The sequence below is a fragment of the Alteromonas sp. G4i13 genome, from assembly GCF_054960505.1.
In genome coordinates this window covers 85864-105594 of the sequence record NZ_JBHNYX010000012.1, presented here as the reverse complement: position 1 = coordinate 105594, position 19731 = coordinate 85864, and the positions used below count along the sequence as shown (strand labels likewise).

General features: G+C 44.7%; 16 protein-coding genes. 5 read left to right on the top strand and 11 right to left on the bottom strand.

Translation table 11 applies throughout. The features are described 5' to 3' along the window. Positions 1-39 precede the first annotated feature (39 nt). Both ACFI6J_RS08160 and yaaA read right to left on the bottom strand, forming a co-directional pair. On the bottom strand, positions 40-393 hold the full coding sequence (locus ACFI6J_RS08160; protein ID WP_338852134.1) for an RNA recognition motif domain-containing protein: 354 nt from the start codon (positions 391-393) through the stop codon (positions 40-42). A gap of 44 nt (positions 394-437) precedes the next feature. Further along, positions 438-1214 carry a peroxide stress protein YaaA gene (gene yaaA, locus ACFI6J_RS08155; RefSeq protein WP_049586026.1) on the bottom strand — a complete coding sequence of 259 codons (777 nt, stop codon included), beginning with the start codon at positions 1212-1214 and terminating at the stop codon, positions 438-440. Between the two features lie 375 nt (positions 1215-1589). On the opposite strand from yaaA, the gene tal reads away from it, so the two are divergent. The 3 genes from tal to ACFI6J_RS08140 all read left to right on the top strand — a co-directional run bounded on the left by tal (position 1590) and on the right by ACFI6J_RS08140 (position 4752). Then, on the top strand, positions 1590-2549 hold the full coding sequence (gene tal / locus ACFI6J_RS08150; protein WP_039226298.1) for a transaldolase: 960 nt from the start codon (positions 1590-1592) through the stop codon (positions 2547-2549). A gap of 14 nt (positions 2550-2563) precedes the next feature. Continuing rightward, complete coding sequence (gene pgi, locus ACFI6J_RS08145) at positions 2564-4213, top strand: glucose-6-phosphate isomerase (RefSeq protein ID WP_049586025.1); 1650 nt, start codon at positions 2564-2566, stop codon at positions 4211-4213. Between the two features lie 362 nt (positions 4214-4575). Then, complete coding sequence (locus tag ACFI6J_RS08140) at positions 4576-4752, top strand: DUF3545 family protein (RefSeq protein ID WP_012519516.1); 177 nt, start codon at positions 4576-4578, stop codon at positions 4750-4752. A gap of 258 nt (positions 4753-5010) precedes the next feature. Here the strand turns inward: ACFI6J_RS08140 and ung are convergent, their stop codons facing one another. The 6 genes from ung to ACFI6J_RS08110 all read right to left on the bottom strand — a co-directional run bounded on the left by ung (position 5011) and on the right by ACFI6J_RS08110 (position 14554). Further along, the gene (gene ung / locus ACFI6J_RS08135) at positions 5011-5682 is read right to left on the bottom strand and encodes a uracil-DNA glycosylase (protein ID WP_239218523.1); all 672 of its coding nucleotides are present in this window, start codon (positions 5680-5682) and stop codon (positions 5011-5013) included. Beyond that, complete coding sequence (thrC, locus tag ACFI6J_RS08130) at positions 5682-6965, bottom strand: threonine synthase (protein ID WP_039232045.1); 1284 nt, start codon at positions 6963-6965, stop codon at positions 5682-5684. Before thrC ends, ung begins: the two co-directional genes overlap by 1 nt. A 118-nt stretch (positions 6966-7083) precedes the next feature. Then, positions 7084-8028, bottom strand: coding sequence for a homoserine kinase (thrB, locus tag ACFI6J_RS08125; protein WP_069944805.1), 945 nt, complete (start codon positions 8026-8028; stop codon positions 7084-7086). Positions 8029-8198: 170 nt separating this feature from the next. Next, positions 8199-10664, bottom strand: coding sequence for a bifunctional aspartate kinase/homoserine dehydrogenase I (gene thrA, locus ACFI6J_RS08120; RefSeq protein WP_462586002.1), 2466 nt, complete (start codon positions 10662-10664; stop codon positions 8199-8201). Between the two features lie 380 nt (positions 10665-11044). Then, positions 11045-13594, bottom strand: coding sequence for an excinuclease ABC subunit UvrA (locus ACFI6J_RS08115; protein ID WP_462586001.1), 2550 nt, complete (start codon positions 13592-13594; stop codon positions 11045-11047). Between the two features lie 81 nt (positions 13595-13675). After that, positions 13676-14554 carry a LysR substrate-binding domain-containing protein gene (locus ACFI6J_RS08110; protein WP_283628585.1) on the bottom strand — a complete coding sequence of 293 codons (879 nt, stop codon included), beginning with the start codon at positions 14552-14554 and terminating at the stop codon, positions 13676-13678. Positions 14555-14743: 189 nt separating this feature from the next. On the opposite strand from ACFI6J_RS08110, the gene ACFI6J_RS08105 reads away from it, so the two are divergent. Beyond that, complete coding sequence (locus ACFI6J_RS08105) at positions 14744-15901, top strand: S-(hydroxymethyl)glutathione dehydrogenase/class III alcohol dehydrogenase (RefSeq protein WP_462585999.1); 1158 nt, start codon at positions 14744-14746, stop codon at positions 15899-15901. Positions 15902-15989: 88 nt separating this feature from the next. Here the strand turns inward: ACFI6J_RS08105 and ACFI6J_RS08100 are convergent, their stop codons facing one another. The 3 genes from ACFI6J_RS08100 to ACFI6J_RS08090 form a co-directional block, all read right to left on the bottom strand. Beyond that, the gene (locus tag ACFI6J_RS08100; RefSeq protein ID WP_039226283.1) at positions 15990-16622 is read right to left on the bottom strand and encodes a carbohydrate binding domain-containing protein; all 633 of its coding nucleotides are present in this window, start codon (positions 16620-16622) and stop codon (positions 15990-15992) included. A gap of 96 nt (positions 16623-16718) precedes the next feature. Next, positions 16719-17363, bottom strand: coding sequence for a response regulator (locus ACFI6J_RS08095; RefSeq protein WP_371343060.1), 645 nt, complete (start codon positions 17361-17363; stop codon positions 16719-16721). Beyond that, complete coding sequence (locus tag ACFI6J_RS08090; RefSeq protein ID WP_462585996.1) at positions 17360-18658, bottom strand: sensor histidine kinase; 1299 nt, start codon at positions 18656-18658, stop codon at positions 17360-17362. The genes ACFI6J_RS08095 and ACFI6J_RS08090 overlap by 4 nt, the downstream gene beginning before the upstream one ends. A gap of 173 nt (positions 18659-18831) precedes the next feature. Here ACFI6J_RS08090 and ACFI6J_RS08085 point away from each other — a divergent pair, with 173 nt between their 5' ends. After that, positions 18832-19599 carry a hypothetical protein gene (locus tag ACFI6J_RS08085; protein WP_371343062.1) on the top strand — a complete coding sequence of 256 codons (768 nt, stop codon included), beginning with the start codon at positions 18832-18834 and terminating at the stop codon, positions 19597-19599. The last annotated feature ends 132 nt before the right edge of the window (positions 19600-19731 follow it).

Genomic DNA, 19731 nt, shown 5'->3' with positions numbered 1-19731 from the left:
CCTTTGTTGTCAGCGCTTGTTAGTTGTATTCCCTCGGTATTACTCGGCGTCGTTTTCACGATCAGAGTTATTGCTAGAAGCACTTCCCCATACATCTTCGGGAATGTCTCTTTTGGGCGCTGGCGCACTAGCTATCGCTTCAGCCTGCTTCTTCTCTTGATTTGACCACTTAACACGAATTTTCTTACCGTCGATAACTTTGGCGTTAAGTTTTTCAATGGCTTTATCGGTTTCTTCTTGCGTGCTCATTTCTACGAAACCAAAGCCTTTCGATAAGCCAGTAGCCTCATCCATCACCAAGTCGCACGACGCTATGGTGCCAAACTCGAAAAACAAGTCTTCAAGATTCTCCTGAGTAAATGTTTTAGGTAAATTGCGAACTAATATGCTCAAATTTATGTCCTACTTTTAAGGTGATTATGGATGAACGGGTGTTATTAACTTTCCTGGTTACGCAGAAACACAAGTTCAGTTGAAGAGCTTTGTTCTTCGCTAAACACATAGCCATCTACGTCGAAGTTTTTCAGACCTTGTACGTCTTCTACACGGTTTTCAAGAATATAACGCGCCATTAAACCACGGGCTTTCTTCGCAAAGAAACTGATAATTTTATACTGACCGTTCTTGCAGTCTTTAAACGTTGGCGTAATGATCATGCCATCTAAAGACTTTTTCTTCACTGCTTTAAAGTACTCATTTGAAGCAAGGTTGATCAACACGTTGTCACCCTGCGCTTCTAATGCCTTATTTAGCACATAAGTAATGCGATCATCCCAAAACGCATACAGGTCTTTACCTTCAGGATTTGCTAATTTAGTGCCCATTTCTAAACGATAGGCCTGCATTAAATCTAAAGGACGAAGCAATCCGTATAGGCCAGACAAAATTCGAAGATGTTTTTGCGCATATTCTACCGTTTCGCTATCAAGCGAGTAAGCATCTAACCCAGTATACACATCACCATTAAACGCATACATTGCTTGGCGTGCATTATCGGGCGAAAATGGCGTAGAAAACTCAGCAAAACGGTTGGCGTTCAACGTTGCTAACTTGTCGCTTATCTTCATCAGCGATGATAAGTCAGCAGGCGATAAGGTGCGGCAAACTTCCATCAAACGTTCAGTGTCTTCAAGCATGGCAGGCTGAGTGAACTGGCTCACAGGAATTTCGCTTTCAAAATCTAAATTTTTTGCTGGGGATACTACAACTAACATTTCGACTCCTTAGGTTTTCAACAACATTGTACCACCTGATACGCTCCAAAAAGCAAAATGGCATAAGAAAGACGTAAATTGGCTTAACAGAGAAATCCGATTAGCCATTTTGTCGCTATTCAATGTATGAATTGTCACACGGGTTTGATATAAATAGCGTTACAAATAATTATTCAAACAATAATTGAGATACACCCTCCGTGAACGTACCTCAATTACCAAAGCGCTGCATGTACCAGTACTTATTAAAGAACTAAGAACTGGTAAAAAAGAACGTAAGCGCGAAGCCCTACACACGCGCAAGCGAACCGTTTTATTCAACTGGCTTTTCCAGCTAGTTGTCCAAATTTATTTTGATAAAGAACAGAGAGAATTATGAGCAATCAGTTAGCTTCATTACGTGATATCACTACCGTTGTTGCCGACACGGGCGACATCGATGCCATTAAAAAGTATCAACCAGTCGATGCCACAACTAACCCGTCGCTACTTTTAAAAGCGGCTGGTCTTCCTCAATATGCAAGCCTAATTGATGATGCTGTAGCATGGGCAAAACTTCAGTCAAACGACGCCGACCAGCAGCTTACTGATGCCGCAGACAAACTAGCGGTAGCCATTGGTAAAGAAATCTCTGCAACGATTCCAGGCCGAATCTCAACCGAAGTAGACGCACGCCTATCGTTCGACACTGCCGCTACTATCGAAAAAGCGGAACGTTTGGTTCAGCTATATGAAGACGCGGGTATCGATAAGTCACGCATTCTTATTAAAATTGCCTCTACTTGGGAAGGTATTCAGGCAGCAGAAGAGCTAGAGAAGAAAGGCATTCAGTGTAACTTAACGCTTCTATTTAGCTTCGCCCAAGCACAAGCTTGTGCAGAGGCCGGTGTTTATCTTATCTCTCCATTCGTAGGGCGCATTTTAGACTGGTACAAAAAAGCGACCGGTACTGAGTCTTACGCACCAGATGAAGATCCAGGCGTAGTATCTGTAACTAAAATTTATAACTACTACAAAGACCACGGCTACAATACCGTAGTGATGGGCGCAAGCTTCCGTAACATTGGTGAAATTCAAGCGTTGGCAGGTTGTGATCGTCTAACCATTAGCCCAGCACTGCTAGAAGAACTGGCAAACGAGCCTGGCGATCTAGAGGTTAAACTTAAAGACAATGGCGCTACAAAAACACCAGGTGACCGCTTAACAGAAAGCGAATTCCGCTGGGCAATGAACGAAGATGCAATGGCAACCGAAAAGCTATCTGAAGGCATCCGCAACTTCGCCGCAGATCAGGAAAAACTTGAAACCATGCTTCGCGAAAAGCTAAGCGCGTAAGGGCCATAGAAACCATGAGTGCTTTAACTTCTCTTCCCGAATGGAAAAAACTGTCTGAACTTGCTTCAGCGGTAAAAGATTCGCATATGCGCGACTGGTTTGCACAAGATGCAAATCGCGCGGATAAAATGCAGCTTGAAGCATGCGGCATTTTTCTTGATTACTCCAAAAACCGTGTAAACGACGAGGCGCTTAAAGGGCTTTTTGACCTTGCTCGAGCATGCAAACTAGAAGCCCTTCGCGACGCGATGTTTTCTGGTGAGCAGATTAACTCAACAGAAGGTCGCGCTGTGCTTCACACCGCACTTCGTAATTTCTCAGACCGTAAAGTACTGGTAGATGGCGAAGACGTAATGCCTGAAGTGCATGCTACGCTTGCAAAAATTGAAGCGTTTACTGCATCGGTTCACAGCGGTGAACACAAAGGTTATACCGGCAAGCCTATCAAGCACATTGTGGCAATTGGTATTGGTGGTTCGTTCCTTGGTCCTAAGATTATGACCGAGGCACTTAAGCCGCATACAGTCGATGCTGTGAAGGTTCACTTTGTTGCCAATGTTGACGGTTGCCACATTCACGATGTGCTATCTGGCGTAGATTTTGAAGAAACTTTGGTGGTCATGTCATCAAAGTCGTTCTCTACCCAAGAGACGCTTCAAAATACACTTACAGCTAAAGACTGGTTCTTAAAGTCTGGCGGTACACAAGAAGATATTGCTAAACACTTTGTAGCCGTGTCTTCAAACGTTAAAGCAGCCACCGAGTTTGGTATTAGCGCCGACAATATTTTCCCTATGTGGGATTGGGTTGGCGGTCGTTACTCACTGTGGTCTGCCATTGGCCTGCCTATCTCGCTAGCCCTTGGGTTTGAAAACTTCAAAGGCTTACTTGAAGGTGCGTTTGACATGGACACCCATTTCACAACCGCACCGCTAGAAGAAAACATGCCTGTTCTACTTGCACTGTTAGGTGTGTGGTACAGAAACTTCTTCGACGCGCAATCACACGTTTTATTACCTTACTATCACTATCTTCGCGGCTTACCAGCTTACGTACAGCAGTTAGATATGGAAAGTAATGGTAAAGAAGTGACGCAAGAAGGTGAGCACGTAGATTACCCTACTGGCCCAATTATTTGGGGCAGTGAAGGTACAAACGGCCAGCATAGCTTCCATCAGCTTATTCACCAAGGTTCTGGCGTTATCCCAGCAGACTTCATGTTGCCACTTAACGTTCCTAACCAGGACGACACGCATCACGCTATGCTTGCGTCTAACTGTTTTGGTCAAACCCAGGCACTAATGCAGGGTAAAACCTTTGAAGAGTGTTATGCAGACCTTGACGGTAAAGGCCTAGACGACGCTGAACGCAAACGCTTGGCCGCTCATAAAACCATGCCTGGCAACAAGCCTAGCAATACTTTCTTGTTTGATAGCCTTACGCCTAAAACACTTGGCGCGCTGGTTGCAATGTATGAACATAAGGTATTCGTTCAGGGTGTTATCTGGAACCTTAACTCATTCGACCAATGGGGCGTTGAGTTAGGTAAAGTACTAGGAAACCAAGTACTTGCAGGCATTCAAGGTGAGGCAGACAAAGATAATTTCGACGCTTCAACACAACAATTGATTGCCAAATTCAGAGCAGCGAATGCACCAAAATAAGGAATGCGAGGTGATTTAAAATCACCCAATTGGTGCAAATAACAAACTGAACGGCTAGCTTTTTCGGAAGCTAGCCGTTTTTTGTTGCGGTTTTCATCAACAATACGACAGACATTTTTGATATCCGTAACACTGTACAATTGATTACTAACAAAACAAATAGGATCAATTACATACAGTTATTGTTCACGCTTTAAACACACTGGACATTTCCTTACCGTTGTCATCATATCGTCACAATTTGTTAATAAAAGGTAAATTAAACTATTTTATTTTAGTGGCGGCTGTGATACAAAATTGTACAGAGGGAATTAAAAACAAAAACTCTGTATTAGTTGTAGTGGTATAAAAAGGAGATCCCAGTGGATAAATCAGATCTATTTGCCATGTTAGACATCGAAGCAAGCCCAGCAAAAACCAAAAGCAAAAAACGTAAGTGGAGAGAAATCGAAGCGCTACAAGATCGCTACAAATTAGAAAAAGAACTGGCCGAACTCGACTGTGGTTTCGAGTACGAGCTAGAGACACTGGAAAGATAAAACGAAGGCCGCCTGTTACACAGGCGGCCTTTTTACTTTCTAGCGTGCTGTAAATGCTTCACTTGCAAGCATGGTGTCTCTTCGCTGGCTCTATGTAATAGCGTATTAGCTAAGGAATATGCTCTGTGCCTAATTGCGGCCAGACCGCATAACATGTCTCATAGCTATTTAGGCATTTATCTAGTGAGCTAGCTATTGATAGGGCGCTGAATGGGGCAATCACACTTGCTGTGTGGCTAGCTGCTATTTGTGCCAGTACTATACCTGCCAATTAATGGGTTCTTTGCCCTTAGCAATAAGGTATTCGTTTGTTTGGCTGAAGTGTTTGCAACCTAAAAAGCCTCTGTGTGCTGAGAGTGGCGACGGATGAGGCGCATGTAAAACGTGGTGTTTTTCACGGTTAATGTGCTTACCTTTCTTTTGCGCATGGCTTCCCCACAGAAGAAACACAACGTTTTGGCAGTGCTCATTGACTACATCGATAACCTTATCGGTGAAGATTTCCCATCCCCATTTCGCGTGGCTATGTGCTTTGCCCTGCTCAACGGTCAATACAGTATTAAGTAGCAATACGCCCTGCTCCGCCCACGACGTCAGCGTGCCGTGATTAGGCTCGGTGAAACCATCAATGTCAGACAACAGCTCTTTGTACATATTTTTAAGCGATGGCGGTGTTTTAACGCCAGCTTTTACTGAAAAACAAAGTCCATGGGCTTGATTAGGACCGTGATACGGATCTTGACCTAAGATCACGACTTTAACTTCGTCTAGCGGCGTGTATTTAAGCGCATTGAATACGTCAGACTGAGGCGGGTAGATAACGCTTCCCGCTTCACGAGCGTGCTTCACGCGCTCAAGCAACGTAACAAAATAGTCTTTTTGCTTTTCATCACTAAGCGCGCTTTGCCATGTTGTAGCCGAGGGTGTCATTACTTAAGCAAATCCATCATATGCTGCTTAAGTGCATCATAAGACGCTGGCAAGTCTACCGCTAAGCTGTCTTCGCCTGCTACATCGGCCAACGCTTTCGGTAAGCTGATTGGATTACCTAGCACGTTTTCAACGGTTTCTCTGAACTTAGCCGGGTGCGCTGTTCCTAAGAACAAACCAATTTCGCCGTCTTCTAAGTCGTGACTTACTGCGCGATAGGCAATCGCGGCATGTGGCTCGCTGGTATAGCCTTGTTGCGCTAATTGACGCATAGCAAGCTGCGTATATTCTTCGTCAACCATCTCACCTTTAAGACACGCTTTATCGATATAGCCGCGCTCAATAAGCGCCTCTATTCGCGGCCAGTTATTAGGCTGACTCACATCCATTGCGTTAGACATGGTCGCAACCGTCGCCTTAGGTTCCCACTCGCCGGTTTTAAGGTAGCGAGGTACCGTGTCGTTTAAGTTAGTTGCTGCGATAAAACGCTTTATAGGTAAACCTAACGATTTAGCAATCATGCCAGCCGTAAGGTTACCAAAGTTACCGCTAGGTACTGAAATAACGAGTTGGTCTCGTTTCTCTTTTGGCAACTGACTTACTGCTTCAAAGTAATAGCAAACCTGCGCTAGTAAACGGCTGATGTTGATTGAGTTTGCTGAGTTCAGGTGAAGGCCTTCACGTACGTCAGGGTCGTCAAACGCGGTTTTTACGAGTGATTGGCATGCGTCAAAGTCTGACTCAACAGCAACGGTATGAATGTTACCGCCTAGCGTAGTGAATAGCTTTTCCTGCAGCGCGCTAATCTTGCCCTTTGGAAACAAAATAACCACGTTGATATTGTCGATGCCGTGAAATGCATGTGCGACCGCTGCGCCGGTATCACCTGAAGTCGCTGTTAGAATGGTAACTGGCTTCCCTTCGCTAATACGCGACAGGGTTTGCGCCATAAAGCGGCCGCCAAAATCTTTAAACGCCAGCGTTGGGCCATGGAAAAGCTCTAAGCAATATACGTTATCGTTGACCTGCTCAACTGGTGCACCAAAAGCAAATGCGGTCTGAACAATTTCTTCTAGCTCGCCATTATTCAGCTCATCGCCGATAAGGGCGCGAAGTACTTCAATACTGCGCTCTACAAACGGCTTTTCCAACAATTCGTCAATATTGTCTAGGGTAGGAATATGCTCTGGAAAATAAAGCCCTTGGTTTTTACCTAAGCCCCGCTTAACGGCTTCAGCAAAATTTGCTGTGTCCGATGAATCTTTTAAATTTACCAATTCCACTTGCTGTTACCTTTTTATGTGGGCAAGTACTCTGCCCTTTTAATCTTTTAAAAAATTATTGTGCTTTTAGGAAATCATTTGCCTTTAACAAACTATGTACCTTAAAAAGCTATGTACCTTAAGAAACAATGGTGCCTTGGCTTGGTATTTGGCACACATGGCTAAAGCCATCTTCATTTTGAATATAGTTCTCTGTTAAATAGGCGGCGACTTTTTCCGCCTGCGCTTTACTTGGACACACGGCAAAAACCGTAGGTCCCGAGCCAGAAATACCAAAAGCGAGCGCACCCGCTTGCTCACTAAACGCACGAGCGTCATCAAAGCCAGGCAGTAGCGATTTTCTGTAAGGTTCGGCTATAACATCGTTCATTACCGATGCTGCCAAATCAAAGTTACCTACATGTAAGGCATGTACAAACACACCTAGCTGTCGACCAAAGGTTAGTGCCTTCGCCATTTCCACCTGTTTAGGCAAGATATCGCGAGCAGCCGCCGTTGATACGCTAATGCCTGAATAACAGACGGCATAGTACCATTCGTCGTTTAAAGGCAACGACAGTGTGACCGGCGCATCGCTACCTGTCATTAACGTCATACCACCTAAGTAACAGGGAGCAACATTATCATAGTGAATACTACCGCTTATTTGGCCTTCTAATTCGCCCATCATTATAAGCAGAGTATCTTCATCGAACGGGGTGTCGAAGTAAGCATTTAGCGCTGCAAACGCTGCCACTATAGAGCTTGCGCTTGAACCCAACCCGCTGCCTATTGGAAGGTTTTTATGAAGCGTAAGCGCAACAGGAGAGGTTGTTTTTCCAGCCTTTTCCATTTGCTCACAGAAATAGTGATAGCACTTGGTTACAATATTACTGTCTGCATCGCCCGGGAGTTTGTGAGCAAAGCGCCCCACCGTTTCTAGTGAAAATGACTCAGCCGCCTTTATTTCAACTTCATCACCTAGCTTAGTGCCATCAACGGGCGCAAGCGCTGCGCCCAGTACGTCAAAGCCTAAGCTCACATTTCCAATTGATGCCGGCGCAAAGGCCGTGAATGCTTTCATATTATTACTCTTACTTCGCTTGTGGCGCGCTCTTTATATTAGCGCTTCAAATTAGCTCAATAAATTAGCGCTTTAAATCGATGCCACAACATTACTGGCCTAAGTCACAACTTCGAATATCTTACTTTAGCCGCCTATCTACGCTAAGCAAGCTAAGCGTTATTTAGCCCTTAGTGCGCCATTTGCTTCCACGGCATAGTACGCAGAATGTCAGCAAACACCCCTGCTGCTGTTACCGTACCACCTGCTCCATATCCTCTAATTACATAAGGGATTGGGCTATAGTAGTCACTGTTAATCGCCAGCGCGTTTTCACCGTCTTTTACCTGCGAAAGAGGGTTACTTGCCGGTACAGCCTGAATGCTTACTCTGCATTTTCCGTCTTCAATGCTGCCGATATAACGAAGTACTTTACCTTCGGCTTTAGCCGCTTCAACCTTTTCACCAAACGACGCATCTAACTCTGGCAGCTGCTGCATAAACTCGTCAATTGAACAATCTTCGGCAAAACCTTTTGGCAGTACAGACTCAATTTCAATGTCAGATAGTTCTAACGCTAAATCAGCTTCACGAGCCATGATAAGCAGCTTGCGCGCTACGTCCATGCCGCTTAAGTCATCGCGCGGATCAGGCTCTGTGAAGCCGTTGTCTTTGGCTGTTTGTGTCGCTTGCGACAGGCTCATGCCCTCTTCAAGTTTGCCAAATACATAAGACAAACTGCCCGATAGAATTCCTTCAAAGCGGTGTAAGGTGTCGCCGGCGCTGAATAGCTTTTGCAAGTTATCAATAACCGGTAGCCCTGCGCCGACAGTGGTTTCGTAAAGATACTGACGATTTGTCGATTGCGCGGTCTTGCGAAGCTTGCGGTAGTAAGACATAGCGCTCGTATTCGCCTTTTTATTTGGCGTTACTACGTGAAAACCGCTTTCCATCATATCAACATATTGCTCTGCAATCGCTTCGTGACTAGTACAGTCAACAATCACCGGGTTTACCAGACTATTGTCATTAGCGAACTGATGCAGGCGTTCTACGCTTAATCCTTCACTTGCCGATTCAAGTGCCGCTTTCCAGTAACCGCTTAAATCAATCCCTTGACTGTTTAACAGCAGTTTCCTGCTATTTGCAATGCCATAAACTCTCAGCTGTACATTGCGTTTTAACAACGCAGGCTGTTGTTTTTCAATTTGACCTAGCAGTTCGGTTCCCACATTGCCACACCCTACTAGGAATACGTCGATGGTATGGCGGTCAGAGAAAAAATTCTGGTGAATGACTTTTACTGCTTTCTTAGCACGCTTACTTTCAATTACCGTTGAAATAGAGCGCTCTGAAGAGCCTTGAGCAATGGCTACGTTGTTTACGCGCGCTTGGGCAAGCGAGTTAAAGAAACGCGCAGCCAACCCTTTGGTTTGACGCATACCGTCACCAACCAAAGTAACAATGGCTAGGTCATGACGCACTTCAATAGGATCTAGCAATTGATTTTGAAGCTCTAGCGCGAACGCATCTTCAAGAAGCGTTAACGCTCGGCTGGCGTCTTTGCTTTGGATACAGAAACTGATTGAGTATTCTGAAGAAGACTGGGTAATAAGGCTTATTGAAATATTGGCGTTCGACATCACCTCAAACACACGACTTGCCATACCTACCATGCCTTTAAGGCCAGGGCCTGCAACGTTAAACATGGTGACGTTATCAAGCTGTGAAATACCTTTAACTGACGTCCACACCTCGCTTTTCTCATTGCTGATTAGCGTACCTGGCGCAGCTGGGTTTAGTGTGTTTCTGATCAAACACGGGATGTGGTGTTGGGCAATAGGACCGATAGTTTTCGGATGAAGTACCTTGGCACCGAAATAAGACAGCTCCATCGCTTCTTGATAGGTAAGCTTGTCTAACAGCACTGCCCCTTCAACTTGATTCGGGTCAGCGTTATAAACACCGTCTACGTCTGTCCAAATTTCACAGCAGTTTGCGTCTATACACGCCGCTAAAATGGCCGCTGAATAGTCTGAGCCGTTACGCCCAAGCGTGACTTTCTCGCCCGCTTCGTTAGCAGCTACAAACCCCGGCATGACAAGAAATTCACTGCCGTCAGTAGGCACATCTGAAAAGCGCGCTTTACTAAGCGACACATCGGCAATGCTGTCTAGGTAATCGCCTTCGGCCAGCACATACTTAACCGGGTCAATAACGCGATTAGCGATACCTTTGGCAGATAGCATAGCGCTAAAAAGCGTCACCGAGATGTACTCACCAATACTTAGAATACCGGCAGCAACATTATCAGGTGCAACACCAAGCAGCTTTATACCTTCAAGGTGCTGTTTTAGTACTGAAAGGTGACTATTAATGAATTCTACCACGCTTGCATGTGCAAACCCGTCGAGTTCTTCGTTTAGGTTGTTGGCGATGCCGGTAACCGTGTCGTTCAACTTATTGAATAACGGCTGGAAATCTTCACCCGCGGCTGCTTGTTCACATAGTAGTGAAAGCGCGTTCGTTACCCCCTTTGGGGCAGAGAGTACAACCGCAGCACCGTCGGTTTGGTGGGTCGCCGTGCTAATCTCCATAACGCGCATGTATCGCGGTGCATCGGCTAGAGAAGAACCCCCAAACTTTAAGACTTTCATATGCTGCTCCTTAAGGTTACGCATGCTAAAACGTGTGTAAAAAAAAGCCCGCTCTGTGTTAGGCGGGCTTTCGTTGTCTTTTGCTTACTTGCACTAGTCAGCGACCGCCCTTTTTAAGGTGGTAATTAACATAATGGTGGTGCGAGTAAGTAGAATCTTTTTCATACAAGCAATTTGCCGTATAGACGTCTATATGTCAACCGCAGTTTTCACTACACTGTGTTGCAAAAAATGCAACACTCTTTAATTATTATTTCTTTTTAAGGTACAAATACGAGTTCAAGCAGTTTCTTTGTTGGCTTACTAGTACTCAAATAGCTTTGAACAACCCCTTATTTCTAAGATCATTCAAACCTAACTCACTCAATCAAAACCTTTCTTTAAGCCAAACTCGCCTTCAAAAATGGGGCTGTTGCACTTTGCTGAACTTTGGCAACCTCCTCTGGTCTGCCTTCAGCAACTATTTCTCCTCCCTCATCACCAGCGCCTGGCCCCATATCAATAATGTAGTCGCAAGCCCCAGCCACCTGCATATTGTGCTCAACCATCACCACAGTATTCCCCGCTTCAACTAACGTGCTTAAATGCTGCATAAGTAATGCAGTGTCTGAGAGATGTAAACCTGTTGTAGGTTCATCAAGCACGTATAGGGTATTAGCATTTTGAGCACGTTTAAGTTCTGACGCTAATTTAATGCGCTGCGCCTCGCCACCTGATAATTCAGTGGCACTTTGCCCAAGGGTTAGATAGCCAAGCCCTACGTTCATTAGCGTTTTAAGTCCCCGCGTAATAACTTGATTACCACTAAATACAGATAGTGCTTCTTCAACCGTAAGCGATAATACATCAGCGATAGAATGCTCGTTGTAACCAACTTCCAGTACGTTATCGTTAAAACGCTGACCGTTACAAACAGTACAGGGGGAATAAACACTCGGCATAAACAGTAGTTCTACCGATACCACACCCAAGCCTTCACAATGTGAGCATCGCCCTTTTGCAACGTTAAACGAGAAATGACCCGCATCGTAACCACGGGATTTTGCTTCTTCGGTTGAAGCAAATAAACTTCTGATTTGATCAAATATGCCGGTATAGGTTGCCAAAGTTGAACGGGGTGTCCTGCCGATTGGAGACTGATCTACCACAACTATACGACTTAACTCTTCAAGTCCGCTTTCAATAAAGCCTTGTTGCGGTTCACTTTTATGTGAAAAAGTGTCGTTAGTAAGAAGCGAATTGGCGTCAGTAAGCAGTTCTTTCGTTTCTTCCGTTTCTCTCGTTTCATTCGCTCGCATCCCTTCTTTCTCAGCAGAGTTTAAACCACCTTTGACTAACTCAACTAATGCTTGGCTAATTAAACTCGACTTTCCAGAGCCGGAAACGCCAGTGACACAGGTCATCACACCTAGTGGAATATCAATATCAACATGGCTGACATTATTTCTGGACACGTCTTTTAAACGCAATACCCCTGACGATTTACACTTGATACGCTGGTTTAGGGCTTTATTGTTAAAGACATAGTCTGCCGTTAAAGAGTTTTTTGTGCTTGCTAATTCTTTAACCGGCCCACTATAGACAAGCTCACCTCCGTTCACTCCCGCTCTAGGTCCTACATCTACAACCCAGTTAGCGCCTTTGATGACGTAAGGGTTGTGCTCGACAACGAGCAGTGAATTTCCCGTTTCGGTAATATTGTGAAGCGCGCGAATAAGCCCTTCTACGTCACGAGGGTGAAGACCGGATGAAGGCTCATCCATAACAAAGACAACGCCAAATAAATTCGATTTAAGCTGGGTCGCCAGACGCAATCGCTGTAGTTCGCCTACTGATATACTTGTTGTACTTCTATCTAACGAAAGGTAATGAAGCCCAAGTGCTATTATAGGCTTCACTCTTTCAATAAGGTCGCCCGTAATATTGCGTATCACCTGACCACGCTCTGAAGTATCACCGTTGACTGACTTTCTTAATGCCTGAAGCTTTTCGTGAACTTGCTGTAGTGGCAGCCTTGAAAACTCAATAATATCTAAGCCATCAACTTTCACTGCCAGCGCATTTTGCTTAAGCTTTTTTCCACGGCAAACCGGACATGCTTCAACAGATATAAAGGGAGCAATTCGCTGCTTCATTTTCTCTTTTTGAGAGGTTTTAAACGTATCGAGCACATGACGTCGCGCGCTGATAAACTTGCCATTGTAGCTGGCAGGCTCGCCCTCTTGTTGTGCTTTACGGGTTTGCGCTAGGTTATAGTTTCGGTATACAGGTAACTGAGGCATTTCGTCGGTAAATAAGATCCAGTCACGCGTTTTTTGAGGCAGTTCACGCCATGGAATATCAACATCGATATCTAGCGACAACAATACCCTTACTAGGTTTTTGCCCTGCCATGCACCAGGCCAAGCTGCCACAGCGCCCTCACGTATGGTGAGGCTGTCGTCGGGTACAAGGCGATGAGCTTGTGTGTCAAAAACTTTTCCAATACCGTCACAATGTTCACATGCACCTTCGGGCGTATTAGGAGAAAACCCGTCTGCGTAGACAATGCTCTGCCCTTTGGGATAATCCCCGGCCCGGGAATAAAGCATTCGCAGACTATTAGAAAGCGTGGTGATACTACCAACGGAAGAACGAACTGAAGGTGCGCCCCGGCGCTGGTGCAGGCCCACAGCAGGCGGTAAGCCGTCAATCACGTCTACGTCAGGTTTCTCCACCTGCTCAATTAGTCGTCTGGCATAAGGTGATATTGAATCTAAATAGCGGTGCTGAGCTTCTGCGTAAAGCGTACCGAAAGCCAAAGAAGATTTTCCTGAGCCAGATACACCGGTAAACACCACCACTTCATTTCGCGGTATATCAATACTGATATTTTTTAAGTTGTGTACACGAGCGCCGCGTACGTTAATTTTTCCCTCATCATTGTGCACTTCATCACCTGCATGTCACCTTTATTAAAGAATATTTAGATACAGGCGCTGTATTTCGATCACTATTTTTAAACAAACACATCAGCTGTCTGAGATGAGATGTTGAGCTAAAAAATCCACCAGCAATCTAATTTTAGGTGCAACATTTCGGTTTGAAGGAAATACGGCCCAAATAGCCTCTTGCTTGTCTTTGTACTCGGGAAACAGCTCTATTAGCTGACCAGAGGCTAGCGCTTTACGCACGTAAAAACCGGGTAGCTGTGCAATACCCAAACCAGCAACCGCGGCGCTGCATAGGGCATTCCCGCTGTTATACCGTACTCTTCCCTGTACAGGAATTGATTGAATTTTATTATCGATAAGTAAACGCCAATAGGGTTGTGACCCCACCAGCAACGAGTGCTCTTTTAACTCTTCAATACTTTTGGGTTGACCTTGCTCTTTAAAATAATCCCTACTTCCGCATACAAACAAATGACGTGTAGCCAGCTTTTTTGCAACCAGCGTCGAGTCTTCCAGTTTGCCAATGCGTATGGCAAGGTCGAGGCCTTGCTCGACAATATCGAGCTTTTCGTTTGAGAACGTGCATTGCACGCTAATGCCGGAATACTTTTGCATGAAGGTATTGAGCAAAGGCGCGATGAAGGCTTCGCCAAACGCTACGGGAGCGGTAAGTTTAATTAGCCCTTGCGGCGATGCTTGCAGTGCGCTCACAGCTAGCTGGGCATCTTCAAGCGCTTTTAACGCTGGCATTGCCTGCTGAAAATACTGCGTACCTGCTTCAGTGAGCGATACGCTGCGCGTTGTTCGCTGTAATAATTTAACGCCTAGCTGCTTTTCAAGTGATGCGACTTTACGGCTTATCTGCGCCACTGACGTATCTAGCTTATTGGCAGCCCCGGTAAAATTACCAACGTCAGCTACGGCACAAAATTCGGCTATACCTTCTAGATATTTCATTATCGCCACTCGTTGGTTTAGCGTTGTTCATCACAGCGCTGATTTATTTAAGTACATTTTATTTGTCCAAATCAATTATTACAAATATGAAATAGTGATTTACTAAAACTGTATTTATCATTAGTAATCCATCTCCTATACTTTGGCCTATAAAACATCATCGTATATTTATGATTAAGGAGTCATCACATGACATCGTTTAAAGATTCATTGCAAGAAGGTCAAACTCATATCAAGTCAAAAGCTGCGGTGGCTTGGGGCCCGGGTGAGCCGTTAAAGATGGAAGAAGTTGACGTAGAGCTTCCTAAGAAAGGCGAGGTACTTGTACGCATCGTTGCAACTGGCGTATGCCACACTGATGCATTTACGCTGTCCGGTGATGATCCTGAAGGCGTATTCCCTTCAATTCTAGGCCACGAAGGTGGTGGTATTGTTGAAATGGTGGGCGAAGGTGTAACCAGCGTAGAAGTTGGTGATCACGTTATTCCTCTTTACACCGCAGAATGTGGCGAATGTAAGTTCTGTAAATCAGGCAAAACTAATCTTTGCCAAGCGGTGCGCGAAACACAAGGTAAAGGCTTAATGCCAGACGGCACAAGCCGCTTCTCTAAAAATGGTGAGCCAATTTATCATTACATGGGCTGCTCAACGTTTTCTGAGTACACGGTTTTACCAGAAATATCGCTAGCAAAAGTAAACAAAACGGCCCCGTTAGAAGAAGTATGCTTACTTGGCTGTGGTGTGACAACCGGTATGGGCGCCGTGCTTAAAACGGCGAAAGTACAAGAAGGCGACACGGTTGCTATCTTTGGGTTAGGTGGTATCGGTCTATCTGCCATTATTGGTGCACGCATGGCAGGCGCCGGCCGCATTATTGGTATTGATATTAATGAAAGTAAGTTTGACCTAGCAAAACAGCTTGGTGCAACTGACGTGGTAAACCCTCAGAATTTCGATAAGCCTATTCAGGAAGTGATTGTTGAAATGACTGACGGCGGTGTTGACTACTCGTTTGAATGTATCGGCAACGTCAACGTGATGCGTTCTGCACTTGAGTGCTGTCACAAGGGTTGGGGCGAATCTGTGATCATTGGTGTAGCTGGTGCAGGACAAGAAATTTCAACGCGCCCATTCCAGTTAGTGACAGGTCGTGTATGGCGCGGCTCTGCATTTGGCGGTGTTAAAGGTCGTTCAGAGCTGCCAGGTATTGTAGAGCAATACTTAAATGGTGACTTTGGTCTTCAAGAGTTTATCACTCACACCATGGGTCTTGGTGACATTAACAATGCCTTTGATTTAATGCATAAAGGTGAAAGTATCCGCTCTGTTGTGCATATGGATAAATAAGCATTAGAACCAAAGCGCAGATATTTTAGAATAAAAAACAAAGGCCCGCATAAATGCGGGCCTTTTTGTAGTTACCATATGTGTAAATCTATTTGGCTCTCTTGCGTCTTATAAACGCAAAAGCTGAAAGAGGTAGCAAAATAGCCAAGCTCGCTGGCTCACTAACTGAAACACTGGATACACTCGCTAATCTAGGCGCTTCAGTTACCACGATATCATCAACAAAATTGCCATAGGTTCCTGTATTGATGGTAGAAAAACGGATGGTTGTCAGCGCAGTTTGCGCAACAAAATCACCGTAGAATTCAGACCAAGTTTTAATGGCGTGATCGTCAAACACTTGACTGAACAAAATGTTGTCCGTATCGCTGAATATGTCTAGCTGAAAACTTTCACCTTTACCTCGTGCTGCATAAGCAAATGACACATCATAGGTAGCATCTGCTTCAGTAGAGAAGCTTTGAAAAATAAAGTATCGGCCATTATTGCCATTGGCATTAAGCTCAGCATATTGGCTACCATCAAATGCATTTAACCCTTGGAAGTTATCCCATAGCTCCATATTTGTGCCGCTCCACCCATCAACTGTTCCAGCAGTGAAGGCTTTCCAGCTATTACTCTTAATATCGTTGTTCTCAAAGCTACCGTTTAAAATCAAATTGGCGTGAGCTGTCGTGCTCACACCGAAAACTAAAGATAAAACTACTAACCACTTGCTCATGTACTTCTCCGAAATCACATGTGATCCTATGATTGTATTTTACCAAGTGGTCCAACCTGTGTATCTTATTCTTTAGCATGTTGTATAAAAGTATAACTAAATAACCCCCTGCTCTAACGCCTTGAGCACTGCCCTCGTTCTATCTCGTACACCAAGCTTAGCCATGACCGAAGAAACTTGGTTCTTAATGGTGCCTGTTGATTTGAACATCGCATCTGCAATTTCTTTATTACTGTAACCCGCAGCGATCAAACGGAGAATTTCGACTTCTTTCTCAGTAAGGGGCTCAGGATTTTCAAACGACTCAAATTCTACGTTCAGTCCTTTCAAGCCTTGTAACACTTTTTCGGTCACCGCGGGCTGAATCAGCGTTTTGCCATTTGTTATTTGTGTAATAGTGTCTACCAGGGTTTCTAGCGACACATCTTTAAGCAGATACCCTTTTGCACCGGCGCGCATAGCACCGTTTACCAGCTCGTGATCGTCAAACGTAGTAAGCATTAGCACCGGAGTTTTAATCCCCTTATCTCTCAGCGCAAGTAAAGTATCGATACCTGATAATTTGGGCATGCGAATATCCATTAATATCACATCACAGTTTAAAGCGTTTTCACTGGCAATGAGCTGCTGACCATTTTCGTATTCGCCAACAACCTCAACGCTATCATCAAGCCCTAAAAGCGATTTGATGCCTTCCCTCACCAGCATTTGATCTTCAACTAAAATAAGGCGTGTTTTCATTCGCCCTCCGGAATGTGAATTGCGATGCAAAAACCCTGTTCGGTTTGCTGCCATCTGATAGTTCCATTTAGCTCATGAACCCGTTCCTGCATTCCTTTAAGGCCATTCCCAGCCACCACACGACTTGAAGTGTCAGATTCCCTTGGCCCTGCTTTCTTTTGAACGCCTTCTGAATAAGCATCTTCTGAATAGCTACATGGTGCTTTGTCGAAAAGCGGTATGCTACTTGGCTGTTCGCCACTTAGTGTCTTATCAGCAGCATGCGGCACCATACTGTCTTGCATTAGTAGGTTATAAGCGCCGTTGTGTTGCGTCAGTGATATGGAAAAATAATGCGCCTGTGTATGGCGAATCACGTTTGTTAGCGCCTCTTGCATACTTCGCAACAGGCAGTCGGCACTTCGCACGTTGGTTAACATTAAATCATCGTCAATGTGCAGATTTACCATCGGCCTAGGCAAGTCTTTAATCAGTGCGTTTACCGCTAATGAAAAATCGATAGCCGCATTTTCCCGAATATCAGAAATCGCTTCTCTAACATCAGAGAGTAAAAGCTTTGCGATACTGTGGGACTGCTCAACGTGTCGCTTTATAGCTTGCGATTCAGTGCTCTCTAATAAATCCGCCTTTCTCGACGCGACTTGAAGGTTGATGGTAAGCGCCGTCAAATGATGCCCTAAAACATCGTGAATGTTTCGCGCTATACGCAGGCGTTCATCTTGAGTAAGGGCCTGCTTCATTAGTTGCTGAGTACTTAATAATTGTCTATTGAGCGCATCAGCTTCTTCACGCGCTTTCGATTCTTTAATGGCCGTGTTCGACATGATCATGGCAAATAAATTGAATGTCCAAAACAGCGCGCCAGTTAAGACAGCTTGCTGCTCTTGCCACACCCACCCTTGGATGAGGATTGTGGGCAGAGCCAACGGTATTGAAAGTACGACGCACTTTTTCCAATTAACATAGTAAGGAAGAATGGCGGACCAAATAACAATGAAGATGGCAAGGTAGGCATAGGGAAGCAAAAACTGGCAAAGTACCGCTAATAGAAACATCGCCCATAACGTTGGCAGCCTTAACGAAGGCATACTGTGGTCATGCCTACTGACAATCACAAAAGTCACAGCTAGCATACAAAAAATAGCAATGGCGGAGAGGGTTCGCCAATGCATGAATGAGTATTGATGATACAAGAAGTAAAGTGCAGAGCCGCTTACAAACAACCACGTAATGCATGCAGACGCGCGCTCAATATCGATGCTCTCCCGCCAATGAGCAGGGATTGAGATTTTCATTCGTTTCTGATTACCTATATCTTTTCGTTCTTATAGCGCTACTTTGACAAAAAACACGGTTCAATGCATAGGCCATAAGTCACTTTTTATTTCGTGACTTCTGGCACTGTTGTCAATCTCGTGAAGTTATCACTATAAGCCTACAATTTTGTTCATTGCCAAAGGAAAGCAAGATGCAAACAATTCATGGCTTTATAGTAGCACTTCACGTTTTAACGGGTGCATTGTCACTTTTACTATTTTGGGTGCCTAGTTTTACGAGAAAGGGCGGAAAAGCCCACAAGCAATTTGGTGGTTACTACATAAAAGCGATGCTATTTACGTCTATTAGTGGCGTTATCAGCTCTACAATAGTGTTGTTTATTCCGCTAGCCATCTACCCGACAATGCCCGAGCACTTTGAGTCTGTTGCTTATTTCACTGCATACCTTAGAGGTCAATATACCTTTTTGCTGATGTTAAGCCTGTTGGTGTGGAACAACGTAAGACATTCTGTAGCGGTGCTTAAAGTGAAGCAAAATCTTGAGCAGCTGCGCACAATTGAATATTTATGGCTACCCGTACTGCTTTTTGTCGTCGCTTCCATTGCGTTGTATCAGGGTATTACGTACGGCATCACGCTAACTTGTATCTTTGCCCCTATTGCACTGTTAAATGCCATTGGTATTGTGCGCTATGTTTATCAAAAAGACATCGTTGCAGGTTCGTGGGTAACTGAGCACATTGGGCATATCATTGGCTCTGGCATTGGTGCATATACCGCATTTTTTGCCTTTGGAGGTCGCGCATTATTCGAAGGCTCGCCGTCGCTGCAACTTGTCAGTTGGGTTCTACCTGCCCTTATAGGCGTTCCTTTTTCAATCTGGCTTAGCTGTAAATACAAACCAAAATCATCTGGTCGTAATACGCCTTCTTTAAAACCTAAGGTAGTGAAAAGTTAAACTTAAAAGTGATATATAAACATTCAATTCAGCAGTTGTTATCAATGCCCCGGTTAAGGCCTGTTTACACAACGGTGGCATTGCCACTTGGACAACAAGCCATCAAATGTGTAACGTAAGAAATGGCAATAA